Here is a 21952-nt window from a genome sequence, read left to right on the forward strand (position 1 = left end):
TGTGAATTAATGTGACTTTTTCGTCACCTCCTGAAACAAAAATGGCATGCCAGGCGGCATGCCATCGTTTCAGCAATCGCTCAGCCGACGAGGCGGCGAGCAGGTGCTACCGGGTTCAATCGCGCTCGTCGTCCCAGGCGTTCGGCGGACGGTACGGGTAGCCGGGCCCGTAGTACACGCGGCCGGGCGGCGGTGCGTAGACCGGTGCGGGCCGGTAGTACACCGGCGGCGGCGGACGGTAATAGACCGGCGGCGGTGCCTCGTAGTAGATGGGTGCCGGGTACGGGTACACCGGCTGCGGCGCGTAGTAAGGCTGCGGGTAGGCGCCGACGGCCAGGCCGGGCGTGCCGATCTGCACCGACCAGCTTCCGCGCGCGCTGGCCGCGCCGGCGGACAACAGCGCACCGGCCGCGACCGCGCCGATCGCGAGCCATTTGAAAACAGAAGACTGATGTTGGATGTTCACTGAGGCTCCGGGGCCGGGGACGGACATCGTCCGGGTGTGTACGCAACGCCGCAACGCGGCGCGCGGTGCACCCGAAGGTGCATTTGCTGGTAGCCAAACGTGAGAGCTGAGAGCGTCGTCCTGAGCCACCGCCCACGCCCGATCCCGCGCCTTGCAGCTCAGCGCGCGATTTCTCGCCGCGACAGCATCACGTCGCCGCTGGTGGTGTTGAACGCGATGGTCGGCGCGCTGAAGTCGCTCAGCGGCGCGCCCAGGCCGATTTCGCCGCGGCCGTGCAGCACGCACTCTTCACGGCGCAGCGCAATCTCGGTGCTGGGCCCGCCGTTGCCATGAAAGCGCACCCAGGTGCCGTAGGTGCTGACGTCGATCAGCACGCAACTGCCCTGGCGCAATTCGATGCGCGCATGCAGCCGCGACACGCGCGGGTCGTTCACCACGAACTGCGCGTCGTCGACGCGGCCCAGGTGAATCGGGAGCTGCTCGGTGCGGAACATGGAGCGCACGTCGAGCCACGCCAGCTCGATCTGCCCGAAAGACGAATCGGGCATGCGCGTGGGCGCCAGCGCGGCCGGCACGGTCAGGAACGAGGTCACGTCTTCCTGCCAGTCGATGCGGTGCACCACCGACATTTCGCTGCGCCCGCGGATGTTGATAAGGCCCAGGTCGCGGTGCTGCACCGAGCCTTCGTGGAGCTGGGAGATGACCGCGTCGGTCACCCAGATCTGGCCGGGGCCCGCGAGGTCGCTGAGCCGCGAGGCCAAGTTGACGGCGTCGCCGTAGCAGTCGCCCTCCACCTCGACCACTTCGCCGCTGGCCACGCCGATCTGCAGCGCCATGCGCAAGGGCACCGGCCACGCGAGCAGGCGCTTCTGGTGGTAGCGCTGCAGCTCGATGACCGCGTGCGTCGCGGCGGCGCCGCTCGAAAAGATGGCGAACACCCCGTCGCCCAGCGACTTGACCACCCGCCCGCCGTGCGCCTGGCACACGCCGCCGATCCATTGCGTCAGCCGCGTGACTGTTTCCGTGGCCCGCGCATTGCCCATGGCCTCGAAGACCCTCGTACTTCCCGTCAAGTCCGCGAAAACGACTGTGGCGTTTACACCCATGTTGTTCTGATTCTCGATTTCTAAGATCGCTGTGTATGAATGTCTGAGGTGCTCACCTTACCCTGCAAACTATTCCCGATGTTTGTGAACATTGCCGCAAAAATGGAACGGCTTGCACCCTATGTTTGTTGACGTTACATGTATACGCGACTCGAAACACCACAGATGCATGCACGGCGCATTTTTGTATGTAGTACTTTAGAAAACAAAAAGAAATCGCTTCTGAAAACGTGAAGTAAAGCGTGTTGTTTACAAACAAGAAACGTTGTTCCGGATCTTGTGCAATGGTTAACTGACGCTTAAGGTATGGGTCGTCACTGCTTCCAGCAATACGCTTTTTGTCCCATGCTTCTCCGTCGAATTCTTCGTCTGCTGAACGTGCCCGGGTTCGGTTCCCGCCAGGCAGCAGAGAGCCAATTGGGGCGCATCCGCACTGCGATGCTCTCGGTGCTCCAGAGCCACGGCGGCAATTCGGTGCAGCGCGTGAGCCAGCGCGTGCGCTTTGCGGTCGATGTCGAGGCCCTGTGGTACCTGCGCCAGGACGTGTTGATGGCCATCAGCGCCATCGACGGCGAAACCGCCGCGCGCCGCCAGATGAAAGACATCAACGGCATGTTCAAGGGCGGCCTGCCCGGCTCGATGGGCCCCCGGGCCCACCAGCGCTTCACCAACAACCAGGGCTGAAAAGCCTTCGTTGAACCACAAAACAGAGCGGCCCTTTCGGGCCGCTTTTTTTGCGCCTTTCAGGGCCGATCAATGCGAGTGATCGTGCCCATGGTGGTCGTGGTGACCGTGGCCGTGAGCGTGCGCATGGTCGTCGCCGGCACCGTGCCGGTGTCCCCAGACCAGGAACACGTCGCGCCCGTCGGCGGCCATCGACACCTTGGCGCCCACTGGAAGTAATACTTTGGTGGGCACATGCCCGAACGGCAAACCGGCCAGCACGGGTACCTTCAACGAGGTACGCAGCCGGTCGATCACGGTGTTGATGCCGAAGCCGCGGTCGTAGCCCGGCACCTTGCGCACGCCGGTGAACTGGCCGAACACGATGGCGCGCTGCCGCGCCAGCACGCCGGCCATCTTCAGCTGGTCGAGCATGCGTTCGATGCGGTACGGGTGTTCGTTGGTGTCCTCGATGAAGAGCACGCCCTTGTCGATCGCCGGAAAGTACGGCGTGCCGAGCAGGCTGGTCAGCACGCACAGGTTGCCGCCCCACAGCACGGCGTCTTGCAGCGGCTTGAACTTCAGCTCGGCATCGCGTGCCGGCATGCGCCAGCCGGTGCCTTCGCCCTGCCCCGTCACGAGGTCGTCGAAGCAGGCTTCCATGATGTCGTCGGGGCCGTCTTCGGCACCGAAGTCTTCGCCGACCGCGGGGCCCGACCAGGTGGTGGCGCCCGTCTTGGCGAGCAGCGCGTTCTGCAGCGCGGTGAAGTCGCTGCAGCCGACGAACTCGGTGCCCTTGTCGATGGCCTTGGCAAGGGCCTTGTACGGCAGCGCATCGAGGATGCGCGTGAGGCCGTAGCCGCCGCGTGCGATGAGCGCCACGTCGGCGCCGCTGGCGGCCGCGCGCGAGATCGCGGCGAGCCGCGTGGCGTCGTCGCCCGCGAAGCGCTGGTGCACCGACAGTGCCGCGTCGTCGACTTCGACCTCATGGCCCAGCGCCTTCAAGCGCTTCACGCCGCGCCGGAAGGCGGCCTTGTCGCGAATGGCACTGGAGGGGGAATAGATGTAGATGTGTTTGGTCACGTGGTCGAGTATCCCATTGCGTTGCGCGCCTGAAGCGCGAGCGCCTGCGCCTGCAGCGGTGTCGGCCCCGAGGCCGACGCGAGGGGCCCGAGCGCGCGCAACGCGGCCTCGTAGCCGCGGTCGGGGAACGGCGTGCGCCATGCGGCCTTGATGCGTTCGTCGCCATTGTCGTTTTCTGGTGCGCGCAGTGTCGCGGTGAAAAGACCGGGCATTGCGGCCTGCAACAGCGCCGCGAGTTCGGTGGCCTTTGCGCTGTGCACGAGCACCATCGGCCCCACCTGCATGCTGCTCAGCCATTCGCGCAGCACTTCGCAATGCCAGGCCAGCGTGTGCGGGGTTTCGCGCTTGGGCTTGTCGCTCTTGCCGAAGCCGATCAGGTCGGGCACCAGCGTGCGCAGGCCCGGCTGGCCCACGAGGTGGCGGAAGAAGTAGCCCCACTCGCCGGGGCCGTGGAGGCACAGGCAGGTCGCGACACCTTTTTCGTCTTTGCCTTCGTCGATGAAGTGCATGCGCCAGCCGTGCAGCGCCGCCAGGTCCTGCGTGTAGTGCGGCGCGAAGGCGTGGTCGTGCAGCCCGGCGAAGCGCTCGGCGGGCGTGCGCAGCGCGTCGTCGCGCAAGGGTTCGGCCTGCGCGCGCGCGGCGCTTCGGCGCTGCTGGAAGAAAGCCTGCAGCACCGACGCGCACTCGTCGGCCAGCACGCCGCCCTGCACCTGCGTGCGGTGGTTCAGCCGGGGCTCGGCGAACAGGTCGAGCACCGACCCGGCCGCGCCGGTCTTCGCATCGGCCGCGCCGTACACCACGCGCGCCAGGCGCGAATGCAGCATGGCACCCGCGCACATCGCGCAGGGCTCCAGCGTGACGAACAGCTCGCAGCCGTCGAGCCGGTAGTTGCCGAGCGCGGCCGCGCCGGCGCGCAAGGCGTTGATCTCCGCATGCGCGCTCGGGTCGTGCTGCGCCACGGGCGTGTTGCGGCCGGTGGCGATGCGCTGGCCGTTCTTCACCAGCACGGCGCCGACGGGCACCTCGCCGGCCTCGGCCGCCAGGCGCGCCTCGGCCAGCGCGAGCGACATCCAGTGCGCGTCGGCTTCGGGGCCGGAGTTCGACGGGACCATCTCAGTTGTCATCCGGCATCTGCCGCGTCTTGGCCGCGGCGTCGAGCGCGTCCTTGACCTGTTGTTGAACGCGTTGGGCCTGGTCGCGCGCGTTGTCTGCAGTACCCGCCTTGTCCGTGGTCATCTCGCCCGTCACGGTCGGCAACACCGGCGCCGCCACGCTGCCCATCTGCTTCTTCGCGACGAGCCCGACCACCAGCAGGGCCAGCACGAGGCCGATCAGTCCGAGTCCGCGCATCTCAGGCACCCTCCGCGGCGGGCATGCCCAGCCGGTCCATCCACCCCGCCAGCGCCTGCTCGTCGGGCGTGCCCGCGCTGTACATCGCGTGCATCGCGCCGTGCGATTCGCGCCGGTGCTGGTTGAGCTTGACCTTGCATTGCAGCGACGTCACGCGCAGCTCGAAGCCGACGATGCCGGCCAGCATCTTCAGTTGAAACTCCTCGCCCAGCTCGCGCCATTGCTGCGCATAGGCGGGCTCGTGGTCGCCGATGAGTTTCTTCAGCAGCGCGTCCTTGCCCGCGGCGTCTTCGATCAGCCTGGCCTCGACGGTGCAGTGCACGGCCAGGTAGTTCCAGGTCGGCACGCGCGCCAGGTCCGGATACACCGAGGGCGACAGGTACGCGTGCGGGCCCAGAAAGGCCACGACCGCCCGGGGCCTGGCCTGCAGGTAGCGCCAGTGCGGGTTGGGCTTGGCGCAATGGCCCCACAGCACCAGCGCGTCGCCCTCTTGCGGCTCGGCCACCAGCGGCAGGTGCGAGACATACGGCAGGCCGTCGTCGTCGGTCGAGACGAGGCTGGCGAACGGGTGCGAACGCATCAACTCCAGCGCGATGGCCGGGTCCTTGGCGTTGAACTGCGGGGGCATGTACATGGGGCGGGGTCCTCTTCGGGGAGAGGTCCGATTGTCCCCGAGCCGACCTACCTTGCGCGCGGTGTCTCCAGCAGCTTCACCATGGCGGTGTAGCCGCGCGCCTTCGCCAGTTGCAGCGGCGTGTTGCCCTGCCGGTCGGCAAGCTTCAGGCTCGCGCCCGCATCGACCAGAGCGGCCAGCGTGCGCTGGTGGCGCGGGCCGCCGTCGCCGAGCACGATGGACTCGATCACCGCCGTCCAGTGCAGGTTGTTGACGTGGTCCAGCGGCGCGCCGGCCGCGATGAGCCGGCGGACGACCTCGTCGTGGCCGAGGTGGGCGGCGGCGATCAGCGCCGTGCCGTCGTAGCGGCTGGTGGTCTGCCCGGCATTGGCGCCGAGCGACAGAAGAAGAGACAGCGTGGCAGCGTCGTCGGCCACAGAGGCGATGGTGACCGCGTCGTAGCGGTCGTCTTCCAGCAGGTCGAGGTTGGCGCCGGCCTTGGCCAGCAGCTTGATGGCCTCGCGCTGGCGCGCATGCGTGGCGACCTGCAGCGGCGTACGGCCGCGCGGGTCGCGCGCGTCAAGGTTCGCGCCCGAGGCGACCAGCGCCTTCAGTTTCGGCAGGTCGCCCTGCCATGCGGCCTGGTGCAGCCCGTCGTAGGCCAGCACCTCGGCCGCGAGCGGCGGCACCTGGGCGCGCGCGCCGCTCACGGCACCCAGGCCGAGCACGGCCCCGAGCGCGATGACGGACACGCCCGACCCGATACCGCGCGCGAACATCAGAGCAGGCCCTTGACCTTGTCGATGGCCGCGTTGGCGCACTGCTCGTCGAGGTGGCCGCCGGGCGCGCCGCCCACGCCGACCGCGCCGATCACTTCGTTGCCCGACTTCACCGGCACGCCGCCGCCCAGCAGCAGCACGCCCGGCAGGTACACCAGGTTGGCGCCGCCCGGGTTCTTCTGCGAGCCTTCCATCATGGCTTGCGTGGGCGCCTTGGACGAGGCCGAGGTCCAGGCCTTGCGCTCGCTCGATGCCAGCGTGTGCGGGCCGGCGTTGTCGGCGCGCTGCACGGCACGCACGGTGCCGGCGCGGTCGACCACGGTGGCCGCCACGTTGTAGCCGTTGGCGGCGCAGGCGGCCACGGCTTCGGCGGCGATCTGGTTGGCCAGCGCGAGCGACATGTTCTTTTCGGTGCGAACGGCGGAGGCGGCCGATGCCGCTGGTGCCGGCGCCTGCGCGTGGGCAACAGAAGCGATGGACGCGGCGACCAGCACGGCGAGGCTGCCGAGGCGAAGAGTGGTTTGCATTGTTTGTTTTCTCCAGTGGATTCAGGCGGATTCAGGTAGTTGCGCCGGCTGTTTCCGGCGGCTGCGCCACTGTAGAAAACCTGGCCGCCGCGAGCCATTCGTACGGCTACGCGCGGCGCTCCGTAGAACTACGGAGCAGCGAGGCGCGAACGCGTCACGAGGCGTTGTCGACCAGCACCGCGTAGCGCCGTATCAGCTGGGCCAGCGAATCGCAGCCGAGCTTGGCGAACAGGTTGGCGCGGTGCGTTTCCACCGTGCGCGGCGACAGCGCGAGCGTGCGCGCGATCTCCTTGTTGGTGAGCCCCTGCACGATGAAGGCGAGCACCTCGCGCTCGCGCTCCGACAGCTGCGCCACCTGCTCGCGCGCGGCGTTGTCGGCCTGCGAGCGCTCGCGCGTTCGCACGTGCTGGCGCACCGCGTGCTGCAGCGCCTCGAGCAGTTGCTCGTCGTCCACCGGCTTCTCCAGGAACTCGGCCGCGCCGGCCTTGAAGGCGCGCCGGCACATCTCGACCGTGCCGTGGCCGGTCAGCATGATCACGGGCTGGTCCACGCCCTGCGCCACCAGCCGGTCGAGCACGGTGAGCCCGCTGATGCCGGGCATGCGCACGTCCAGCACGATGGCGCCCACGCTCGCGCGGTCGAAGCCGTCGATGAAGGCCTGCGGGTCGGCCCAGGCCTGCACGCGCAGCCCGACCGTGCCGATGAGCAGCGAGAGGCCGTCGCGCACCGCCTGGTCGTCGTCGATGAGATGAATCAACGGCGATTGCGGTTGATGTGTGGCGTGGATGTTCATGAGGCCGGCGCCACCAGCGGCAGCAGCAAGGTGAAGCGCGCGCCGCGCGGCAGGACGTTGGCCGCGCCCAGGCTGCCGCCCATGCCGCTGGCCAGCGTTTCGCTCAGGCTCAGGCCGAGGCCCAGGCCGCCTTCGCGCGTGCTGAAGAAGGGTTCGAACAGGCGCGGCAAGGCCTCGGGCGCAATGCCGCGCCCGTTGTCGGTCACGGTCAGCACGCCTTCCTGGCCATTGCGCCCGACCGACACCACCAGGCGGCGTTCGGCGGCCGGCACCAGGTCGAGCGCCTGCAGCGCGTTCATCAGCAGGTTGTGCACGATCTGCTCCAGCGCCACCGCCTCGGCCTGCACGCGCACCGGCGCCTGCGCGGCAGCGTCGAACTGCGCGGCGACACCGCGCTGCGTGAACTCGGGCGCCAGCAGGTGCATGGCGCTGCGCACCACCTCCTGCAGCACCAGCGGCCTGACGTCGCCGCCCGCCTCGGGCCGCTCGATGACGCGGCGCAAGCGCCCCACCACGCCCGCCGCGCGCCGCGCCTGCTCCACGGCCTGGCCCATGGCGTCGCGGGCGGTGGCCAGGTCGGGCGGCTCGTCGTCGAGCAGGCGGCGCGCGGCCTGCGCGTTGGCCAGCACCGCGGTCAGCGGCTGGTTGAGTTCGTGCGCCAGCCCGGCCGACAGCTCGCCCAGCGCATTGAGCCGCGCGACCTGCCCGAGCCGCAGCAGCTCCTCGGCACGGCGCCGCGCAATGCGTTGCCGTTGCGCGGCCCACAGGCCGGCCAGCAGCGCGGCCATGGCCACCGCCCAGCCGCCGATGCCGCGCCACGGCAGTTCGCCCCACCCCACCTGCCGCTCGGCCACCACGTCGAAGGGCTGGCTCGGCGACGCCAGGGCCTTCGTCAGCCCGAAGCGCCAGCCGTTGGCCGCCGGCACGCCCGGCTGCAGCACCAGCTCCTGCCCGTCACGCTGCAGGCTCAGGCGCACGGGGCTGCGCTGCGGGTTCATCGGCCAGTCGCGCCAGGGCACGGAGCCGGCCAGGTCGATGTCCAGCGCATAGCTGAACGGCGCCGCGCCCATCACGAGCACATAGCGGCCGTGGGCCAGGTCGAGCGTGGCGAGGTCGGCGCGGTGCTGATCGCGCGAGCGTGCCTCCGCCGCGGCCAGCGCCTGGGCGGTGGTGCCCATCTGCGGGGTGTCGGGCCAGGCCTCGTCGCGGTCGCGGCGCTGCACCCGCAGGATCGACGAGTACACGGAAGGCAGCCGCTGCTCCGGGTGGTCGGCGCCGTTGCTGGGCTCCAGCAAGGCCAGCGTGGCCAGCACGGCGTCGTACTGCACCATCTGCTGGCTCAGCAGGCGATGGGCGATGCGCACGTCGGTCTCGAAGTCCTGGTGCATCTGCGCGAGCTCGGCGCGCGCGATCCACACCGCGCCCACGGCGGTGAGCACCAGCCATGCCAGCCACCAACCGCCCCGCGTACGCAACCACTGTTTCATGGCGCGGATTGTGCCCGCCACGCCGCGCGTGTTCGATGTTGGCCGAGAATGCCGCCCCAGACATGGCCGAAGTACAGGACTCTCTTTTCCCCGAGCTGCCGCCGCCCGAAGAGGCGCCCGCGGTGGCAACGCTGCCTTTGCCGCCCCCATCGAAGGCCGACCCCGAAGCGCCCGCAAGAAAGAAGTCGCGCACCGGCACCGTCGAGCCCGCGCCCACCGACCCAGCGCTGGTCGAACTGGCCGCCGCGCTGCCGCCCACCCTGCGCCTGGGCACCTCGTCGTGGAGCTATCCGGGCTGGGCGAACCTGGTGTGGGACGGCGAATATGCCGAGAGCGTGCTGTCGAAAAACGGCCTGCACGCGCTCGCGAAGCACCCGCTGTTCCGCACCGTGAGCCTGGACCGCAACTTCTACCGCGCCCTTACCGCGAGCCAGTACGCGCGCTACGCGGCCATGGTGCCCGACGACTTCCGCTTCGTGGTGAAGGCGCCCAGCCTGGTGACCGATGCCACCGTGCGCGACGAGAGCGGCCGCGGCATGCAGGCCAACCCGGTGTTCCTGAGCCCGGAAATCGCGCGGCAGGAGTTCGTGCTGCCCGCGCTCGAAGGGCTGGGCCATCGCATCGGCGTGCTGGTGTTCCAGCTGAGCCCGATTCCGGGCCACATCCTGGCCGACCAGCCCGCGCTGCTCGCGCGCATCGCCGAGATGATCGACGCGCTGCCCGGCCTGAAGCAGACCGCGCCCGACGCCGTGATCGCGGTGGAAGTGCGCGACCCGCAGTTGCTGAACCCCGCCTTCGCCGACATGCTGCGCAGCGTGGGCGCCACCTTCTGCATGGGCCTGCACGCGAAGATGCCGCCCATCGAAAACCAGCTGCCGATGCTGCGCGCGCTCTGGCCGGGGCCGCTGGTGTGCCGCTGGAACCTGCACCGGCGCCACGGCCGCTTCGGCTACGAGGACGCCGAAAAACTCTACGGCCCGTTCGACAAGATCGTCGACCCCGACCCGCAAACGCGCGCCGCCCTCGCCAAGGTGATCGCGGGCACCACCCGTGCGGGCCAGAACGCCTTCGTCACCGTGAGCAACAACGCCGAAGGCTGCGCGCCGCTGACCATCGCGCAGCTGGCGCGCGACCTCACGGGAACACGCTGAATCCGGTCCGGCCGATTCAGCCGATGTTCTGCTTCGCCGCGACCGTCATCTCGACCTCGACGCTCGCGTTCTTCGGCAGCTGATACACACCGACCGCCGTGCGCACGTGCACGCCGGCTTCGCCGAACACGCGGTGCAGCAGGTCGGAGGCGGCATCGGCCACTTCGCTTTGCTGAGTGAAGTCGGCCGTGCATTGCACGAACACGCACACGCGCAGCACCTTCTCGATGGCGTCGAGCGAGCCGAGCGCGCGGCGCAGCAGCGTGAGGCTGCGCAGCGTGGAAATCTGTGCGCCCTCGCGCGCCTTGTCGAGCGACGTCGCGTCGCCCACGCGGCCGGTCACCACCACCGTGGTGCCCACGCGCGGCACCTGGCCGCTCAGGTACACGGTGCGCCCGTCGCGCACCAGCGGCACGTAGTGGCCGCCGGCAATGATGTCGCCGTCGAAGCTGTGGCCCAGCTCGGCGGCAATCTGGTCGGCGATCTGGTCTCGGGTCAGTTGAGTCATGGCGGTTCCGTGAAAAGGGCTGTCATTGTCGCCAGCCCACCCTCATCGCAACAGATACAGACAACACCCTTCCAGACCGGAACAGATCAGCCCTCGAACGCCAGGAACACCCGGCCGCCCTCGATCTTCACCGGGTAGCTGCGCAGGTCTTCGGTCAGCGGCGCGCACATGGCCTTGCCGGTGCGCACGTCGAAGCGGCCCTGGTGCAGCGGGCACTCGATTTCGTGCCCTTCCAGGAAGCCGTCGCACAGCCGCGCGTGGCCGTGCGTGCAGATGTTGTCGGTGGCGTGGATGCCATCGTCGGTGCCGTAGAGCGCGATGTCGCGCCCCTGCACCTCGATGCCCACCACGTCGTCGGAGGGAACGTCGTCGACCGCCGCGGCGTCGACCCAGGTCATCGTGCTCATCGTGTGTTTCCTTGTCTTCCTTGCCGCGTGGGCATCAGTTGTCGGGCTTGATGCCGGCGCGCTCGATCACCGGCTTCCACCGGCGCAGCTCCTCGGTCATGAACTTGTTCAGCGCCTCGGGCGTGCTGCCCACGGGGTCGAAGTACGCGGTCTGCAGGCGCTTGACGGTCTCGGGCTCTTTCAGCGCGGCGGCAATCTCGCGGCTCATGCGCTGCACGATGTCGTTCGGCGTGCCCTTGGGCGCCATGTAGGCGAACCACGGCACGGCCTGGATGTCGGGCAGGCCCGACTCGCGCAGCGTGGGCAGCTCGGGCAGCAGCGCCGAGCGCTCGGCCGACGTGACCGCCAGCGCCTTCAGCCGCCCCGCCTTGGCCTGCGGCATCACCGTGACCGGCGGCAGGCAGGCGTACTGCACGTCGCCCTGGATGATGGCCGTGACCGCCTGGCCCGACGACGCGTAAGGAATGTGCACCGCGAACGAATTGGTCTTGGCCTTGACCAGCTCCACGCCCAGGTGCGAGATGGAGCCGTTGCCGGTGGACGCGAAGTTGAACTTGCCCGGGTTGCGCTTCATGGCGTCGAGCCAGCCCTTGACCGAGTCGACGTTCATCGAGTTCGACACCGCGCACACGTTGGGCGTGGTGGCCGCGAGCGACACCGGCACCAGGTCCTTGAACGGGTCGTACGGCAGGTTCTTGTAGAGGATGGTGTTGTAGACCAGCGGCGCGTTCACCGACAGCAGGAAGGTGTAGCCGTCGGGCTGCGCCTTGGAGACCTGGTCGGTGCCGGTGTTGCCGCCCGCGCCGGGCTTGTTGTCGACGATGAGCGGCTGGCCGATGCGCGCGGCGAGCTTGTCGTTGACGATGCGCGCGAGGATGTCGGGCGACGAGCCGGCCGCGAACGGCACCACGATGCGAATGGGGCGCTGGGGCCAGTCCTGCGCGTGGGCCGACATGGCCGTGACGGCCATCGCGACCGCGGAGAACGCAGTGCCGAAGCAAAGGCGAGCGAGGGTCATGCCTTCGCCTCCACCGCGGCCATGCCCAGGTGGTCCTGCTGCTCGCGCGCGATGAAGCCCGCGATGAGCGCGCGGTACGCCGCCTCCACCACTTCGGGGTAGGCGCCCTTCTCTTCGGCCAGCGCCTTCACCTTGTCGATCACCTCCTGCTGGCGCTGCGGCGCCGACACCTGGAAGGCGTCGCGCTTGAAGCGCGCCGCGTCTTTCACATAGCGCCCGCGCTCGGCCAGCAGCGCGACGATGTCTCGGTCGAGCCGGTCGATGTTCTCGCGCACCTCGGCAAGGTTGGCGCACAGCGGCACGTAGGCCGGGTCGGTGAAACGGCGCAGCGGCGCGCCGTGTGTCTCTGGTTCTTTTTCTGGCATGGCTCTGGTTTTCAGATGGGATAGATGATGGAGTTCGGGATCATTTCGCTGTCGAACACGCACAGGCGCGACGCGAACTTCAGGCCTTCGGGCGTGGGCACGACCTTGTCGATGTAGCGCCCCACGTTGAACACCGTGGAAGGGCCGTCGAGCTTGGTGCGGAACACCGCGTAGTTGGCCTCGCTGTGGATCGCGCCGTCGTCGTCGACACGGTGCACCAGCGGCAGGCCGACCACGTGACGCTGGTAGTAAGGGTCGTGGAACAGCGTCTCCTTGATGCCGTACACACGGTCTTCCAGCATGCCGCGGCTCTCGAAAGACAGCGTGGCCAGCGGCAGATTGCGCTCGTGGTTTTCGCGCGGCTGCAGGCGGTAGCTGCACTGCGCGATGAAGAAGGCGGGCCACAGCTCCCACTGGCCGGAGTCGACCGCGTGGGCGTATTCAGCGTACAGGCGCGACAGCGCGAGGTAGGCGTTGGCGTCGAGCGTGTTCATGCTTCCATCACCTCGCGCCAGTAGCGGTACATGCCGCGAATCAGGGTCTCGGTCACCATGTGGTCGGTGTTCTCGACCTCGCGCCCGCCCAACTCGGCAAGCGTGCGGTGGTAGGGCTTCTGCTCGAAGCCCTGCTGCGAGAACTCGATGACCTCGCCATCGTCGGCCGACACGAAACCCGCCGGGCCGAACAGGTTGGCCTGGCGCAGGCGGCGCTGCGTCATCTCTTCGGTGTCGTCCTCGAAGCCGAAGTGCGTCCACACGAAATCGAAGGCGTCGTGGCCCACCGGCTGGATGTGGCGCGTCGACACGCTGTTGACCTGCTGCTGCAGGATGAGGCTGGGAAACAGCGTCATCAGCACCGCCGTCGGGCCCTTCCACCAATCTTCCTGCACGATGTCGAGGAAGCGCGGGTCCTTGAGCTGCATGCTCTCCTTGAAGCTGGACACCTGCGTGACCTGGGCGACCTGCGCCGCCTTGCCGCCGGTGCCGCGGGTGGAAATCATGGCGGCGTGGCGCCCGCGCGCGTCCATCTTCAGCTCCGACTTGTTGTCGGCGCGCCAGAGCCCGAAGGTCACGAACCAGGTGTGCAGCAGGCCCGGGTGGTACGGGTCCTTGATGTTCTCCTGCATCAGCTTCCAGTTGCCCGGAATGCGCTGGCGGCTGTACCCCAGGATGGTGAGCTTGCGGCCGTCGAACAGCCGGTCGAAGTAGTGAAGGATGTCGGGGCCGAGAAAGTCTTCGAGCGGCTCGACCTCATGGTCGAACGACGCGAACACCACGCCGCCGCGCGAGGCCACCTTGAGCTTGTTGAGCCCGTGCTCCTCGGTCTTGAAGTCGGCAGGCATGCCGCCGTTGACCTTGCCGTCCTGCTTCACGCCGCGGCGAAACGGCACGCCCTGCAGGTCGCCCTTCAGCGTGTAGTTCCACTGGTGGTAGGGGCAGACGAACTCCTTCTTGTTGCCGTGGCGCTCGCGGCAGAACTGCATGCCGCGGTGCGCGCAGACGTTCTCGAACACGTGGATCTCGCCCTCGGCGTCGCGCGACAGGATGACCGAGCGCTCGCCGATGGCGGTGCGCTTGAAGTCGCCGGGGTTCGGAATCTCGGCCTCCAGGCCGACGTAGCACCAGTGCTTTTCGTAGAAGAAGCGCTGCAGCTCCTTCTTGTGCAGCGCCTCGTCGGTGTAGGCCATGAAGGGAATGCGGCTGCTCTTGTCGCTCTCCCATTTGAGCTCGATGGGGAACACTTGCGTGGTCATCGCGGGTCTCCTTTTCTTGTGGGTCTGTTTTCTGTGCAGGTGTCTTTGTTTTCAGGTGCCTTGCAGGTAGAAGGCATCGGCATGCGTCTGCTCGGGCGCCAGGCCCCTGCCCCGCACCAGCTGCGTGACGGCCTCCACCATCGGCGGCGAGCCGCACAGGTAGGCGCGCCAGCCGTCGAGCTGGGCGGGCCAGTCGGCACGAATGGCGTCGGTGATGAGGCCCACGCGCTGCCCGTCCCGCGCCGGGCCGGTGACGACCACCACGTGCACGGCCAGGCCGGGGTGTTGTGCCTGCAGCGCGCGCAGTTCCTGCAGGCCGTACACGTCGGCATCGGAGCGCACGCCCAGGTAGACATGCATCGGCTGCGCCATGCCGCCGGCGATGGCGCCGCGCACGATCGACAGGATGGGCGCGAGCCCCGTGCCGCCCGCGGCGCACAGCATCGGCCCGCGGTGCCTGGTGCGCAGATACGCCGTGCCCAGCGGCCCGCTCACGCGCACCGAATCGCCCAGCTTCAGCTGCTCGAAGATGTGCGCCGTCACGCGCCCGCCGGGCACCCTGCGCACATGGAACTCGAGCTCGGCGTCGCGGCTGAGCCCGGCCATCGAATACGGCCGCGCCAGGTCGGGCGCGAACTGCAGCTGCGCGTACTGCCCCGGAGAAAACTCCAGCGGCTTGTTCGGCTTCAGGCGCAGGCGGCGGATGTCGTGCGTGAGCGTATCGATGCCCGTCACCGTGGCCTTCAGGATGCGCGCCGGATGCACCACGACCTCGTCGGGCTCCGGGATCTCGATGGCGCAGCTCTCGGTCAGCGTGGCCTGGCAGGCCAGCACGTAGCGCTCGCCCTGGCCGTCGGCGCCGTCCGGGCGGATGGCGTCCTGCCCGCCGTCGAGTACCTGGCCCGACACCACCTTGCAGCGGCAGGTGCCGCAGCGCCCCGACATGCAGCTGTACGACACCGGCACGTGGTGCTCGCGCAGCACTTCGAGCAGGTTCGCGCCGGGGCGAACCTCGAGGGTGCGGGCAAGGGGGTGAATGTGCAGGTCCATCGTGGTGTTCTCTTGCGCCGGTGCGTGGGGTCCGGCTTGTCTCTTGGCGCCGATGATGCGCGGCGGCCGCCGATTGACCAATAGAATTTGGTGAATCCTCTTCATCACTGCGCTGAATAAAGGTGCGCCATGCAACTCAAGGACATCGACCTCAACCTGCTGCTGGTGTTCGACCGCATGCTGGCCGAAAAGCGCGTCTCCGCCGTGGCCGCCTCGCTCGGCCTGTCGCAACCGGCCATCAGCAACGCGCTGGCGCGGTTGCGCAAGCTGCTGGGCGACGAACTGTTCCTGCGCACCGCGCGCGGCATGGAGCCCACGCCCTTCGCGCTGCAGCTGGCCGAGCCGGTGGCCTACGCCATGGGCGCGCTGCACACCGCGCTCAACCAGCAGGTGGTGTTCGACCCCGCCAGCAGCACGCGCGGCTTCACGCTGGCCATGACCGACATCGGCGAGATCTACTTCACGCCGCGGCTGATGGAGGTGCTGTCTGAAGCCGCACCGGGCGTGACCATCAGCACCCTGCGCAACAACACCGCCACCAACCTGCGCGAGGAGCTGGAGGCGGGGCACGTCGACATCGCCATCGGCCTGCTGCCGCAGCTGAAGGCGGGCGTGTTCCAGCGGCGGCTTTTCCTGCAGCGCTACGTGTGCATCTTCTCGAAGGAACACCCGCTGGCGCGCAAGCGCAGCGTGTCGCTGAAGGACTTCAGCGCGGCCGACCACGTGCAGGTGCTGGCCGCCGGCACCGGCCACGGCAAGGCCGACGACGTGATGGCGGCGCAGGGCATCCAGCGGCGCATTCGGCTGCGGGTGCCGCACTTCGTGGCCATCGGCCACATCCTGCGCTCCAGCGGCATGATCGCGACCGTGCCCGAGCGGCTGGCGCAGAGCATCGCCGAGCCTTTCGGGCTGGTGTGGCGCCCTCACCCGGTGGCGCTGCCGCAGATTGCCATCAACCTGTTCTGGCACGCGAAGGTGCACCGCGACCCGGGCAACCAGTGGTTGCGCGGGCTGCTGTTCGACAGCTTCGCGGATGCCGATTGAGGGCCGATTGAAACCCGCTAGAGGATCGATGGCGGGCTAGAGCCCCGCGCGCCGCCGGCGCCTGCGCATCGCCAGGCCGGTGAAGAAGAACACCGCCGGCAATAGCCCCGACAGCAGCGCCAGTACCTGCCCCGGCACGCCGAGGATGGTGCCGCCGTGCAATGACTCCAGCACGCCCAGCAGGTGCTGCATGCCTTCGCGCTCGCCCTCGTGCCGCTCCTTCAGCACGCGGCCCGAGAAGGCGTCGATGAACACCTCGACCTTGCCGCCCTGCAGCGGCCCGGTGCCCGGCACCAGGTCGACACGGAACACGCCGCCCTCGGTGAACGGCGCCATGATGAGCCGCGTGTGCGCGTTCGGGTGGCGCGCGTCGGCCACCTGCCAGGCCTGGCGCAGCGTGAGCCGTGTGGCGGAACCGGTGCCCTCGGCAGGCGCTTCGGAGCGGTAGCCGAAGGCCGGGTCGAGCACGGTCTCGAACTGCAGCGCCAGCCCGCTCGCCAGCAAGATGCCCAGCACCAGCGCCGCCACCGCGCCCAGCCGGCGGTGCCAGCGCGCGGGCGACGAATCGACGATCTGCGACGCCGGCTTGCCGCGCAGCGCCCGCATGCGGTTCGCCAGCGTGACCACGCCCGCCACCAGCAGCAGCAACAGGAACACCGCCGAAACAGCCTGCAGCAGCTTGCCGACCGCGCCCAGCGTCAGGCTGGTGTGCAGCGCGTACAGCAGGCCGATCAGGTCCTGCCGCTTGAACGACCAGGCGCCGTAGGCCATGACCGTCACCGCCTCGCCCGTGCCCGGGTGCAGCCGCGCGAGCCAGTAGCGCCGCTCGCTGGGAATCAGCGGGTCGGGCGTGGGCCAGAAGCCGGTGGTGAGCCGGCCGGCGTCGTCGATCTGCGTGATGCCGATGCCGACCGCGCCGGGGTGCTCGCGCTCCAGTGCGTCGGCCATGTCCACTAGCGGCACGCGGCGCCCGGCGGGCACGTCGAGCTCGGGGTTGAGCCATGCGTCCAACGGCGCCGACAACACCAGCAGGCTGCCGCTGAGCCCCTGCACGATGAAGAAGGCGCCGAAGACGTACGCCAGCCACCGGTGCAGCGAGCGCCAGCGAGCGGGCCCTCGCGCGGGGCTGCGTGCGGGGCTGCGCGCAGGGTCAGGCGCCGGGCGGGTTCGCTCAGAACCTGACATTCACCCGCACGCCGCTCGTGCGCCCCTTGCCCAGCTGGTACACGGTGCCGTACGGACCGGCCGCGAAGCCGTACACCGCGTAGACCTTGTCGGCCGCGTTGTCGACATAGAAGTCGGCCGACAGGTTCTTGTCGACCTGCCACGAGACGCCCACGTCGACCAGCGTGTAAGCCTTCTGGCCCGTGGTGTTGAACTCGTTGAAATAGGTCTTGCCCACGTGCGTGAGGCCGATGCGCGGCACCAGCCGGCGTTCTCCGCCGCCCAGCGGAATGACGTACTCCGCGACCAGGTTGGCCGTGACCGGCGGCGCATACGGCACCTTGTTGCCGGTGAGGTCGGTGCCGGGGTTGGCCGGGTTGCGGTACTTGCTGAACCAGCTGTCGTTCAGCGCGAGACCGCCGCGCAGGTAGAGCTGGCGCGTGGCCTGGAACTTCGCGTTGAGGTCGAGCCCCCTGGTCTTCACCGTGCCGACGTTCTGCAGGTACTGCCCCTCGACCGGGCCGACCGAGAGCTGGTAGTCGCCGGTGCGCACCAGGTAGGCGGCCGCGCTCAGCTCCAGCCGGTTGTCGAGCAGGCCGGCCTTGGCGCCCACTTCGAGGTTGCGGGAGTTCTGCGGCTCGTAGGTGAAGCCGATGTTCTGCGGCGTCACGGCGCGGGTGAAGCCGCCCGCCTTGAAGCCGGTGCTGTACAGCGCGTACACGTTCAGCGCGTCGCTCACCCGGTAGTTCAGCCCGAGCTTGGGCGAGGTGGCGTCGAACTTCTTCTCGCCGGCCATCGCGGTGGTGGCGTAGCGGGTGTCGGCCTTGGCGCGCTCCTGCTCGAAGCGCAGGCCCGGCGTGACGTCGAGCCGGTCGGTGGCGTGCCAGGTGAACTCGCCGTAGGCCGCGTACGAGCGAAGGCGCTGCTGCGAGCCGAGCGTGGCGGCCGGCACCGCGCGCTGGAAGTCGATGTCCTGAAAGTACAGCCCCGCCACGTAGTCGAAGGCCTGGCCCGGCGCGGGCCTGGAGGCCACGCGGAATTCCTGGCTGAAGGTTTTCTGCGTCTCGGGCGTGTAGCTGCCGAACACGGTGCGGTCGAAGTCGCGGTCCTGGTAGCCGCTGAGCGACGACAGCACCACGGGGCCCAGGTCGTACGACGCGGTGAGCCCGTAGCTGCTGGTCTTGAGCTTGTAGTGCGAAGGCATGGGCAGCGCGCGGCGCGCCGCGAGGTCGGGGCCGAGCACGAAGTACTCCTCGTCGGAGCGAAGCACGTCGCGCGCGGCGGTGAACATCACGTCCAGCGGGCCGCCCGTGGGCGCGTAGCGCAGGCGCAGACGGCCGTTGGCGTCTTCGCTGTCTCCGAGCCGCGCGCGGGTGTCCATGTCCTTCATGTCGCCGCGTTCCTTGCGCGTGCCGATGGCGATGTCCGCATACAGCGCGTTGTCCACCAACGGCGCGTTCAGCAGCAGCTGGCCCGTGCGGCCTTGCGAGGTCATGAGGGCGGTGGCGTCCAGGCGCAGCTTGTTGTCGGGCTTGCGCGTGACCACGTTGATGATGCCGCCCACCGCGCCGCGCCCGTACAGCGTGCCTTGCGGGCCGTAGAGCACCTCGACCTGCTCCAGCCCCTGCGGCAGCATCTGCGCGAACAGTGCCTGGTCCTGCGGCAGGCCGTCGACGTACAGCTGCGCCGTGGGGTTGTAGAAATCGACCGACGACTGGCCGCGGATGGTGACGCTGGAGTACGCTCGGCTCGAACGCGGGCGAATGTGCACGTCGGGGAACACGCGGTCGATCTGGTCGACGCTCTGCAGGCCGCGCGCGGCCAGGTCGTCGCGCGCGGCGGTGTCGACCAGGCCCGCGATGTCGGCGGCCTTCTGCTCGCGCTTGGTGGCGCTGATGTTCACGGTCGGCAGGGCCGCCGATGCGTCCCCGGCCTGTTGCGCCGACGCGCCCTGCACCATGGCGTTGCTGGCGCACAGCGCCAAGCCTGCCCAGCAACGTGCTGCGGTTTTCATGAATGTCTTGTCCTCTTCCGGGTGTGCTTCAAAGGCGTTGAAGGTAGGAGCTTTCGAGGGACCGAAAAAACACCATCGGGCGCGAAAGAGCAGCATGCGGCAATAGAATGCGAACGATTCTTATCTGGCGACATCGCAGGTCGCCCTCCTCCGTCTTGCGCACGCCCATCCGCCGCCTCGTCATTCCGCAACATGCCCGGCAAAGCAATGCGCTGGTCGGCGCAACCTGGAGCGACGCGCACGAGGCGGTGCGCGTCGGCCTGGTCGACCGCCATGTCGAGCAGGACCTGGTGCTGCCTTCGGCCGGCGTGCCACCGCACCTGTCGCTCGTGCTGCTGCTTGAGGGCAAGGGCCATTTCCTGATGGGCGGGCGCAGCCGGCCGTGCGAGTTCCTGGACGGGCATTGCCTGCTGAGCTGCGGCTGGGAGCCCTTCGACGGCGAAGACTTCATTCCGGCGCACGCGCGTTTCAGGGCCGTGCTGCTGCACTACCCGCTGGCGCTGCGCAAGGTCTTCGGCACCGCCGTGCCGGTCTCGCGTGGCGACTTCGAGGTGCATGCGCCCGTGCACGCCAAGGCCTGGCTCGCGAGGCTGCCGATGGACGCGTGGCTGACGCAGTTCGCGCGCACGTTGTCGGAGCGCGGCCTGCCGCAGGAGCCGCTGCCGCTGCTCGAACTCGAGTGCCACGCGCTGCAGGCGCTGCACGGCGTGGCCAGCCGGCTGACGATGGCGGCCGAGGCCGCCTCACCCACCGCGGAAGAAAACGCCGGCGCCGCGTTGACGGGCCGCGACCGCCGCCGATTGCTCGCGGCGCGCAGGCACATCGACAGCCACCCCTCGCAAGCGCTGCGCGTGGCCGACATCGCGCGCGTCGCCGGCCTGAGCGAAACCGCGCTCAAGCAGGGGTTCAGGGCGTTGTTCGATATGAGCGTGTACGCGTACGTGCTGCAAAGCCGCTGCCGCCTTGCGGAAAAGCTGCTGCGCGACACGGCGCTCACCGTGGAGGAAGTGGCGCTGCGCTGCGGCTTCTCCAACACCAGCCACCTGGCGCGGCAGTTCCGGCGCGAGTTCGGGACCACGCCGCTGCAGTACCGGCGACGCGGGGGCCAGTGAGGCGGAGGCTGGTAACGCGGGGGTTAGTGACCCGGCGCGTCAGGCCGCCACGGCTTCGGGCCAGCGGCCCAGCACTTCATGCACGCCCTCGCCCACATGGCTGTCGATCAGCACGAGCGTGCCGGCGGCCCAGCGCACGGGCGCTTCGAGCGCGTGCTTCTCCAGCTTGCGCCGTGCGTAGGCGATGGTCATGTGCGGCGTGAACGCGCGCGCGGGCTTCAGGCCCGCATCGGCCAGCGCTTCGCCCAGCCGTTGCCTGTAGGCCCGGAGGGCCGAGACGTTGTCTTCCGCGTCGGCGCACAGCACCAGCGCGCCCTTGGCGTAGCTCACGGCCTTTTCGAAGACCACGTCGAAGGTGGGTGCGGCGACCGAAGCCGCCGCGTTCGAAGCCTGCGCGACCTTGTCGGCCGGCACCTGCGCGTAGTCGCCCAGATCGAACAGCGTGACATGCAGGCGGTGCGCCTCGACCAATGTTCCCTTGAGTGCGTGTTGCGAATTCATGCGCTCGCCGAGCGCACCCACCGTGGCGGCATCTTGTGTGTGGGGAAGCAGTGCGAGAAAGAGCGAATGCGGCTGCGGTTCCTTGCGCTGCACCTTGTTGCGAGGGCGTGGCAGGGGCCGCGGCGGGGGAGCGATACCGGGGAGAAGAAACTGTTCTGACATCCCTCGATCATCGCCCATGGGCCGCGCGCTTCATGTGTTCTTCAGCATCCGCCAAGCAGGTCTTCAGGCTGGAATTTCAGAATCGTCGCACGCCGGTGAACAGGCCCTGCACGCCTCAAATGGCCCTCGGCTGCCGCTCACCTGCCACATCGATCCCGACGACTCCCAACAGGAAATTTCATCTTGAAGCATTCGCAAGCCAGCACCCTCCTCGCCGCACTTCTGCTCGGCACCTTCGCCATGGGCGCACACGCCGCGGGACCCGACCAAGAGTCCCCCTTATCCCCCTTCTATGCGGGCGGTGCCATCGGCCGCTCGAGCTTCAGCCTCTCTTCGGGCAACGGCGTTCCCGTGCCCTGGGGCGGCGAAAAGGCCAGCAAGGCCGGCACCGCCTTCAAGCTCTACGGCGGCTACCGGTTCACGCCGAACTTCGGCGTGGAAGCCGGCTACGCGCGCCTCGGCCGCGTGAGCCAGTGGACCTCGGCCTACGGCATTTCGACGCTGCAGAGCGGTTCGGGCCAGGCCGTGTACGCGGCGGCGACGGCGCGGCTGCCGCTGGGCGATGCGTTCGCGGTCAATGGCCGGCTGGGCGTGGCTTATGGGCGCATCTCTGGCGGTGACAACTGGGCGACCGGCAACCAGCGCTTCTCGGGCGGCTCCACCGGGCTCATGGCGGGCTTCGGCGCGGAGTACCGCGTGACGCAGAACCTGGCGATCACCGCCGACTACGACTACTTCGGCAAGCTGTCGAAGCAGGTCAAGGGCGGCATGCTGACGGTGGGCGTGAAGGCGAGCTTCTGATCCCCTGACCCAATGACTCGCTAACCCGGCGCCGC

General features: G+C 68.8%; 25 protein-coding genes. 5 read left to right on the top strand and 20 right to left on the bottom strand.

All coding sequences use genetic code 11. The features are described 5' to 3' along the window. Positions 1-115 precede the first annotated feature (115 nt). Both AB6807_RS06205 and AB6807_RS06210 read right to left on the bottom strand, forming a co-directional pair. Complete coding sequence (locus tag AB6807_RS06205) at positions 116-466, bottom strand: hypothetical protein (protein WP_371083905.1); 351 nt, start codon at positions 464-466, stop codon at positions 116-118. Between the two features lie 158 nt (positions 467-624). Beyond that, positions 625-1572: an adenylate/guanylate cyclase domain-containing protein gene (locus AB6807_RS06210; RefSeq protein ID WP_116907631.1), complete on the bottom strand. Its 948-nt coding sequence runs from the start codon at positions 1570-1572 to the stop codon at positions 625-627. A gap of 438 nt (positions 1573-2010) precedes the next feature. Here AB6807_RS06210 and AB6807_RS06215 point away from each other — a divergent pair, with 438 nt between their 5' ends. After that, positions 2011-2256, top strand: a complete 246-nt coding sequence (locus tag AB6807_RS06215) for a hypothetical protein (RefSeq protein ID WP_371083906.1) — start codon at positions 2011-2013, stop codon at positions 2254-2256. Positions 2257-2325: 69 nt separating this feature from the next. On the opposite strand, the gene AB6807_RS06220 is transcribed toward AB6807_RS06215, so the two are convergent. The 8 genes from AB6807_RS06220 to AB6807_RS06255 all read right to left on the bottom strand — a co-directional run bounded on the left by AB6807_RS06220 (position 2326) and on the right by AB6807_RS06255 (position 8867). After that, a complete protein-coding gene (locus AB6807_RS06220) occupies positions 2326-3318 on the bottom strand; it encodes an LD-carboxypeptidase (protein WP_371083907.1) in 993 nt (330 codons plus the stop codon). Beyond that, positions 3315-4442, bottom strand: a complete 1128-nt coding sequence (tadA, locus tag AB6807_RS06225) for a tRNA adenosine(34) deaminase TadA (RefSeq protein WP_371083908.1) — start codon at positions 4440-4442, stop codon at positions 3315-3317. The genes AB6807_RS06220 and tadA overlap by 4 nt, the downstream gene beginning before the upstream one ends. Further along, on the bottom strand, positions 4432-4668 hold the full coding sequence (locus AB6807_RS06230; protein WP_371083909.1) for a hypothetical protein: 237 nt from the start codon (positions 4666-4668) through the stop codon (positions 4432-4434). Before AB6807_RS06230 ends, tadA begins: the two co-directional genes overlap by 11 nt. A gap of 1 nt (position 4669) precedes the next feature. Continuing rightward, positions 4670-5302 carry an FMN-binding negative transcriptional regulator gene (locus AB6807_RS06235; RefSeq protein WP_371083910.1) on the bottom strand — a complete coding sequence of 211 codons (633 nt, stop codon included), beginning with the start codon at positions 5300-5302 and terminating at the stop codon, positions 4670-4672. Positions 5303-5349: 47 nt separating this feature from the next. Then, complete coding sequence (locus AB6807_RS06240; protein ID WP_371083911.1) at positions 5350-6060, bottom strand: ankyrin repeat domain-containing protein; 711 nt, start codon at positions 6058-6060, stop codon at positions 5350-5352. Then, positions 6060-6587: a heme-binding protein gene (locus AB6807_RS06245; protein ID WP_116907624.1), complete on the bottom strand. Its 528-nt coding sequence runs from the start codon at positions 6585-6587 to the stop codon at positions 6060-6062. The genes AB6807_RS06240 and AB6807_RS06245 overlap by 1 nt, the downstream gene beginning before the upstream one ends. A gap of 154 nt (positions 6588-6741) precedes the next feature. After that, positions 6742-7380, bottom strand: coding sequence for a response regulator transcription factor (locus tag AB6807_RS06250; RefSeq protein WP_371083912.1), 639 nt, complete (start codon positions 7378-7380; stop codon positions 6742-6744). After that, entirely contained in the window at positions 7377-8867 is a 1491-nt protein-coding gene (locus tag AB6807_RS06255) for a sensor histidine kinase (RefSeq protein ID WP_371083913.1), read from the bottom strand. The genes AB6807_RS06250 and AB6807_RS06255 overlap by 4 nt, the downstream gene beginning before the upstream one ends. Before the next feature lie 62 nt (positions 8868-8929). On the opposite strand from AB6807_RS06255, the gene AB6807_RS06260 reads away from it, so the two are divergent. Continuing rightward, on the top strand, positions 8930-10018 hold the full coding sequence (locus tag AB6807_RS06260) for a DUF72 domain-containing protein (RefSeq protein WP_371083914.1): 1089 nt from the start codon (positions 8930-8932) through the stop codon (positions 10016-10018). A gap of 16 nt (positions 10019-10034) precedes the next feature. Here the strand turns inward: AB6807_RS06260 and AB6807_RS06265 are convergent, their stop codons facing one another. The 7 genes from AB6807_RS06265 to AB6807_RS06295 form a co-directional block, all read right to left on the bottom strand. Further along, the gene (locus AB6807_RS06265; RefSeq protein ID WP_371083915.1) at positions 10035-10526 is read right to left on the bottom strand and encodes a RidA family protein; all 492 of its coding nucleotides are present in this window, start codon (positions 10524-10526) and stop codon (positions 10035-10037) included. Positions 10527-10612: 86 nt separating this feature from the next. Then, complete coding sequence (locus tag AB6807_RS06270; RefSeq protein WP_093122176.1) at positions 10613-10933, bottom strand: non-heme iron oxygenase ferredoxin subunit; 321 nt, start codon at positions 10931-10933, stop codon at positions 10613-10615. Positions 10934-10967: 34 nt separating this feature from the next. Next, positions 10968-11951 carry a tripartite tricarboxylate transporter substrate binding protein gene (locus AB6807_RS06275; RefSeq protein ID WP_286515945.1) on the bottom strand — a complete coding sequence of 328 codons (984 nt, stop codon included), beginning with the start codon at positions 11949-11951 and terminating at the stop codon, positions 10968-10970. Beyond that, complete coding sequence (locus AB6807_RS06280) at positions 11948-12316, bottom strand: chorismate mutase (RefSeq protein WP_116907618.1); 369 nt, start codon at positions 12314-12316, stop codon at positions 11948-11950. Before AB6807_RS06280 ends, AB6807_RS06275 begins: the two co-directional genes overlap by 4 nt. Before the next feature lie 11 nt (positions 12317-12327). Further along, a complete protein-coding gene (locus tag AB6807_RS06285; protein ID WP_371083916.1) occupies positions 12328-12810 on the bottom strand; it encodes an aromatic-ring-hydroxylating dioxygenase subunit beta in 483 nt (160 codons plus the stop codon). Further along, on the bottom strand, positions 12807-14069 hold the full coding sequence (locus AB6807_RS06290) for an aromatic ring-hydroxylating dioxygenase subunit alpha (protein ID WP_371083917.1): 1263 nt from the start codon (positions 14067-14069) through the stop codon (positions 12807-12809). The genes AB6807_RS06285 and AB6807_RS06290 overlap by 4 nt, the downstream gene beginning before the upstream one ends. Before the next feature lie 51 nt (positions 14070-14120). Beyond that, positions 14121-15119, bottom strand: coding sequence for a 2Fe-2S iron-sulfur cluster-binding protein (locus AB6807_RS06295; RefSeq protein WP_371083918.1), 999 nt, complete (start codon positions 15117-15119; stop codon positions 14121-14123). Between the two features lie 129 nt (positions 15120-15248). Between AB6807_RS06295 and AB6807_RS06300 the strand changes: the two genes are divergently transcribed. Beyond that, positions 15249-16163 carry a LysR family transcriptional regulator gene (locus AB6807_RS06300; RefSeq protein WP_116907615.1) on the top strand — a complete coding sequence of 305 codons (915 nt, stop codon included), beginning with the start codon at positions 15249-15251 and terminating at the stop codon, positions 16161-16163. A gap of 36 nt (positions 16164-16199) precedes the next feature. Here AB6807_RS06300 and AB6807_RS06305 read toward each other — a convergent pair whose 3' ends face one another. Both AB6807_RS06305 and AB6807_RS06310 read right to left on the bottom strand, forming a co-directional pair. After that, on the bottom strand, positions 16200-17348 hold the full coding sequence (locus tag AB6807_RS06305) for a PepSY-associated TM helix domain-containing protein (protein WP_371083919.1): 1149 nt from the start codon (positions 17346-17348) through the stop codon (positions 16200-16202). Continuing rightward, positions 17335-19341: a TonB-dependent receptor gene (locus AB6807_RS06310; protein ID WP_371083920.1), complete on the bottom strand. Its 2007-nt coding sequence runs from the start codon at positions 19339-19341 to the stop codon at positions 17335-17337. Before AB6807_RS06310 ends, AB6807_RS06305 begins: the two co-directional genes overlap by 14 nt. A 155-nt stretch (positions 19342-19496) precedes the next feature. On the opposite strand from AB6807_RS06310, the gene AB6807_RS06315 reads away from it, so the two are divergent. After that, entirely contained in the window at positions 19497-20453 is a 957-nt protein-coding gene (locus AB6807_RS06315) for a helix-turn-helix transcriptional regulator (RefSeq protein WP_371083921.1), read from the top strand. Positions 20454-20492: 39 nt separating this feature from the next. On the opposite strand, the gene AB6807_RS06320 is transcribed toward AB6807_RS06315, so the two are convergent. After that, on the bottom strand, positions 20493-20954 hold the full coding sequence (locus tag AB6807_RS06320) for a 2'-5' RNA ligase family protein (protein ID WP_371083922.1): 462 nt from the start codon (positions 20952-20954) through the stop codon (positions 20493-20495). 345 nt (positions 20955-21299) lie between these two features. Between AB6807_RS06320 and AB6807_RS06325 the strand changes: the two genes are divergently transcribed. Beyond that, the gene (locus tag AB6807_RS06325; RefSeq protein WP_371083923.1) at positions 21300-21917 is read left to right on the top strand and encodes an outer membrane beta-barrel protein; all 618 of its coding nucleotides are present in this window, start codon (positions 21300-21302) and stop codon (positions 21915-21917) included. Positions 21918-21952 lie beyond the last annotated feature (35 nt).

It is taken from the genome of Variovorax sp. RCC_210 (assembly GCF_041355175.1).
In the GTDB taxonomy this organism is placed as follows: Bacteria; Pseudomonadota; Gammaproteobacteria; order Burkholderiales; family Burkholderiaceae_C; genus Variovorax.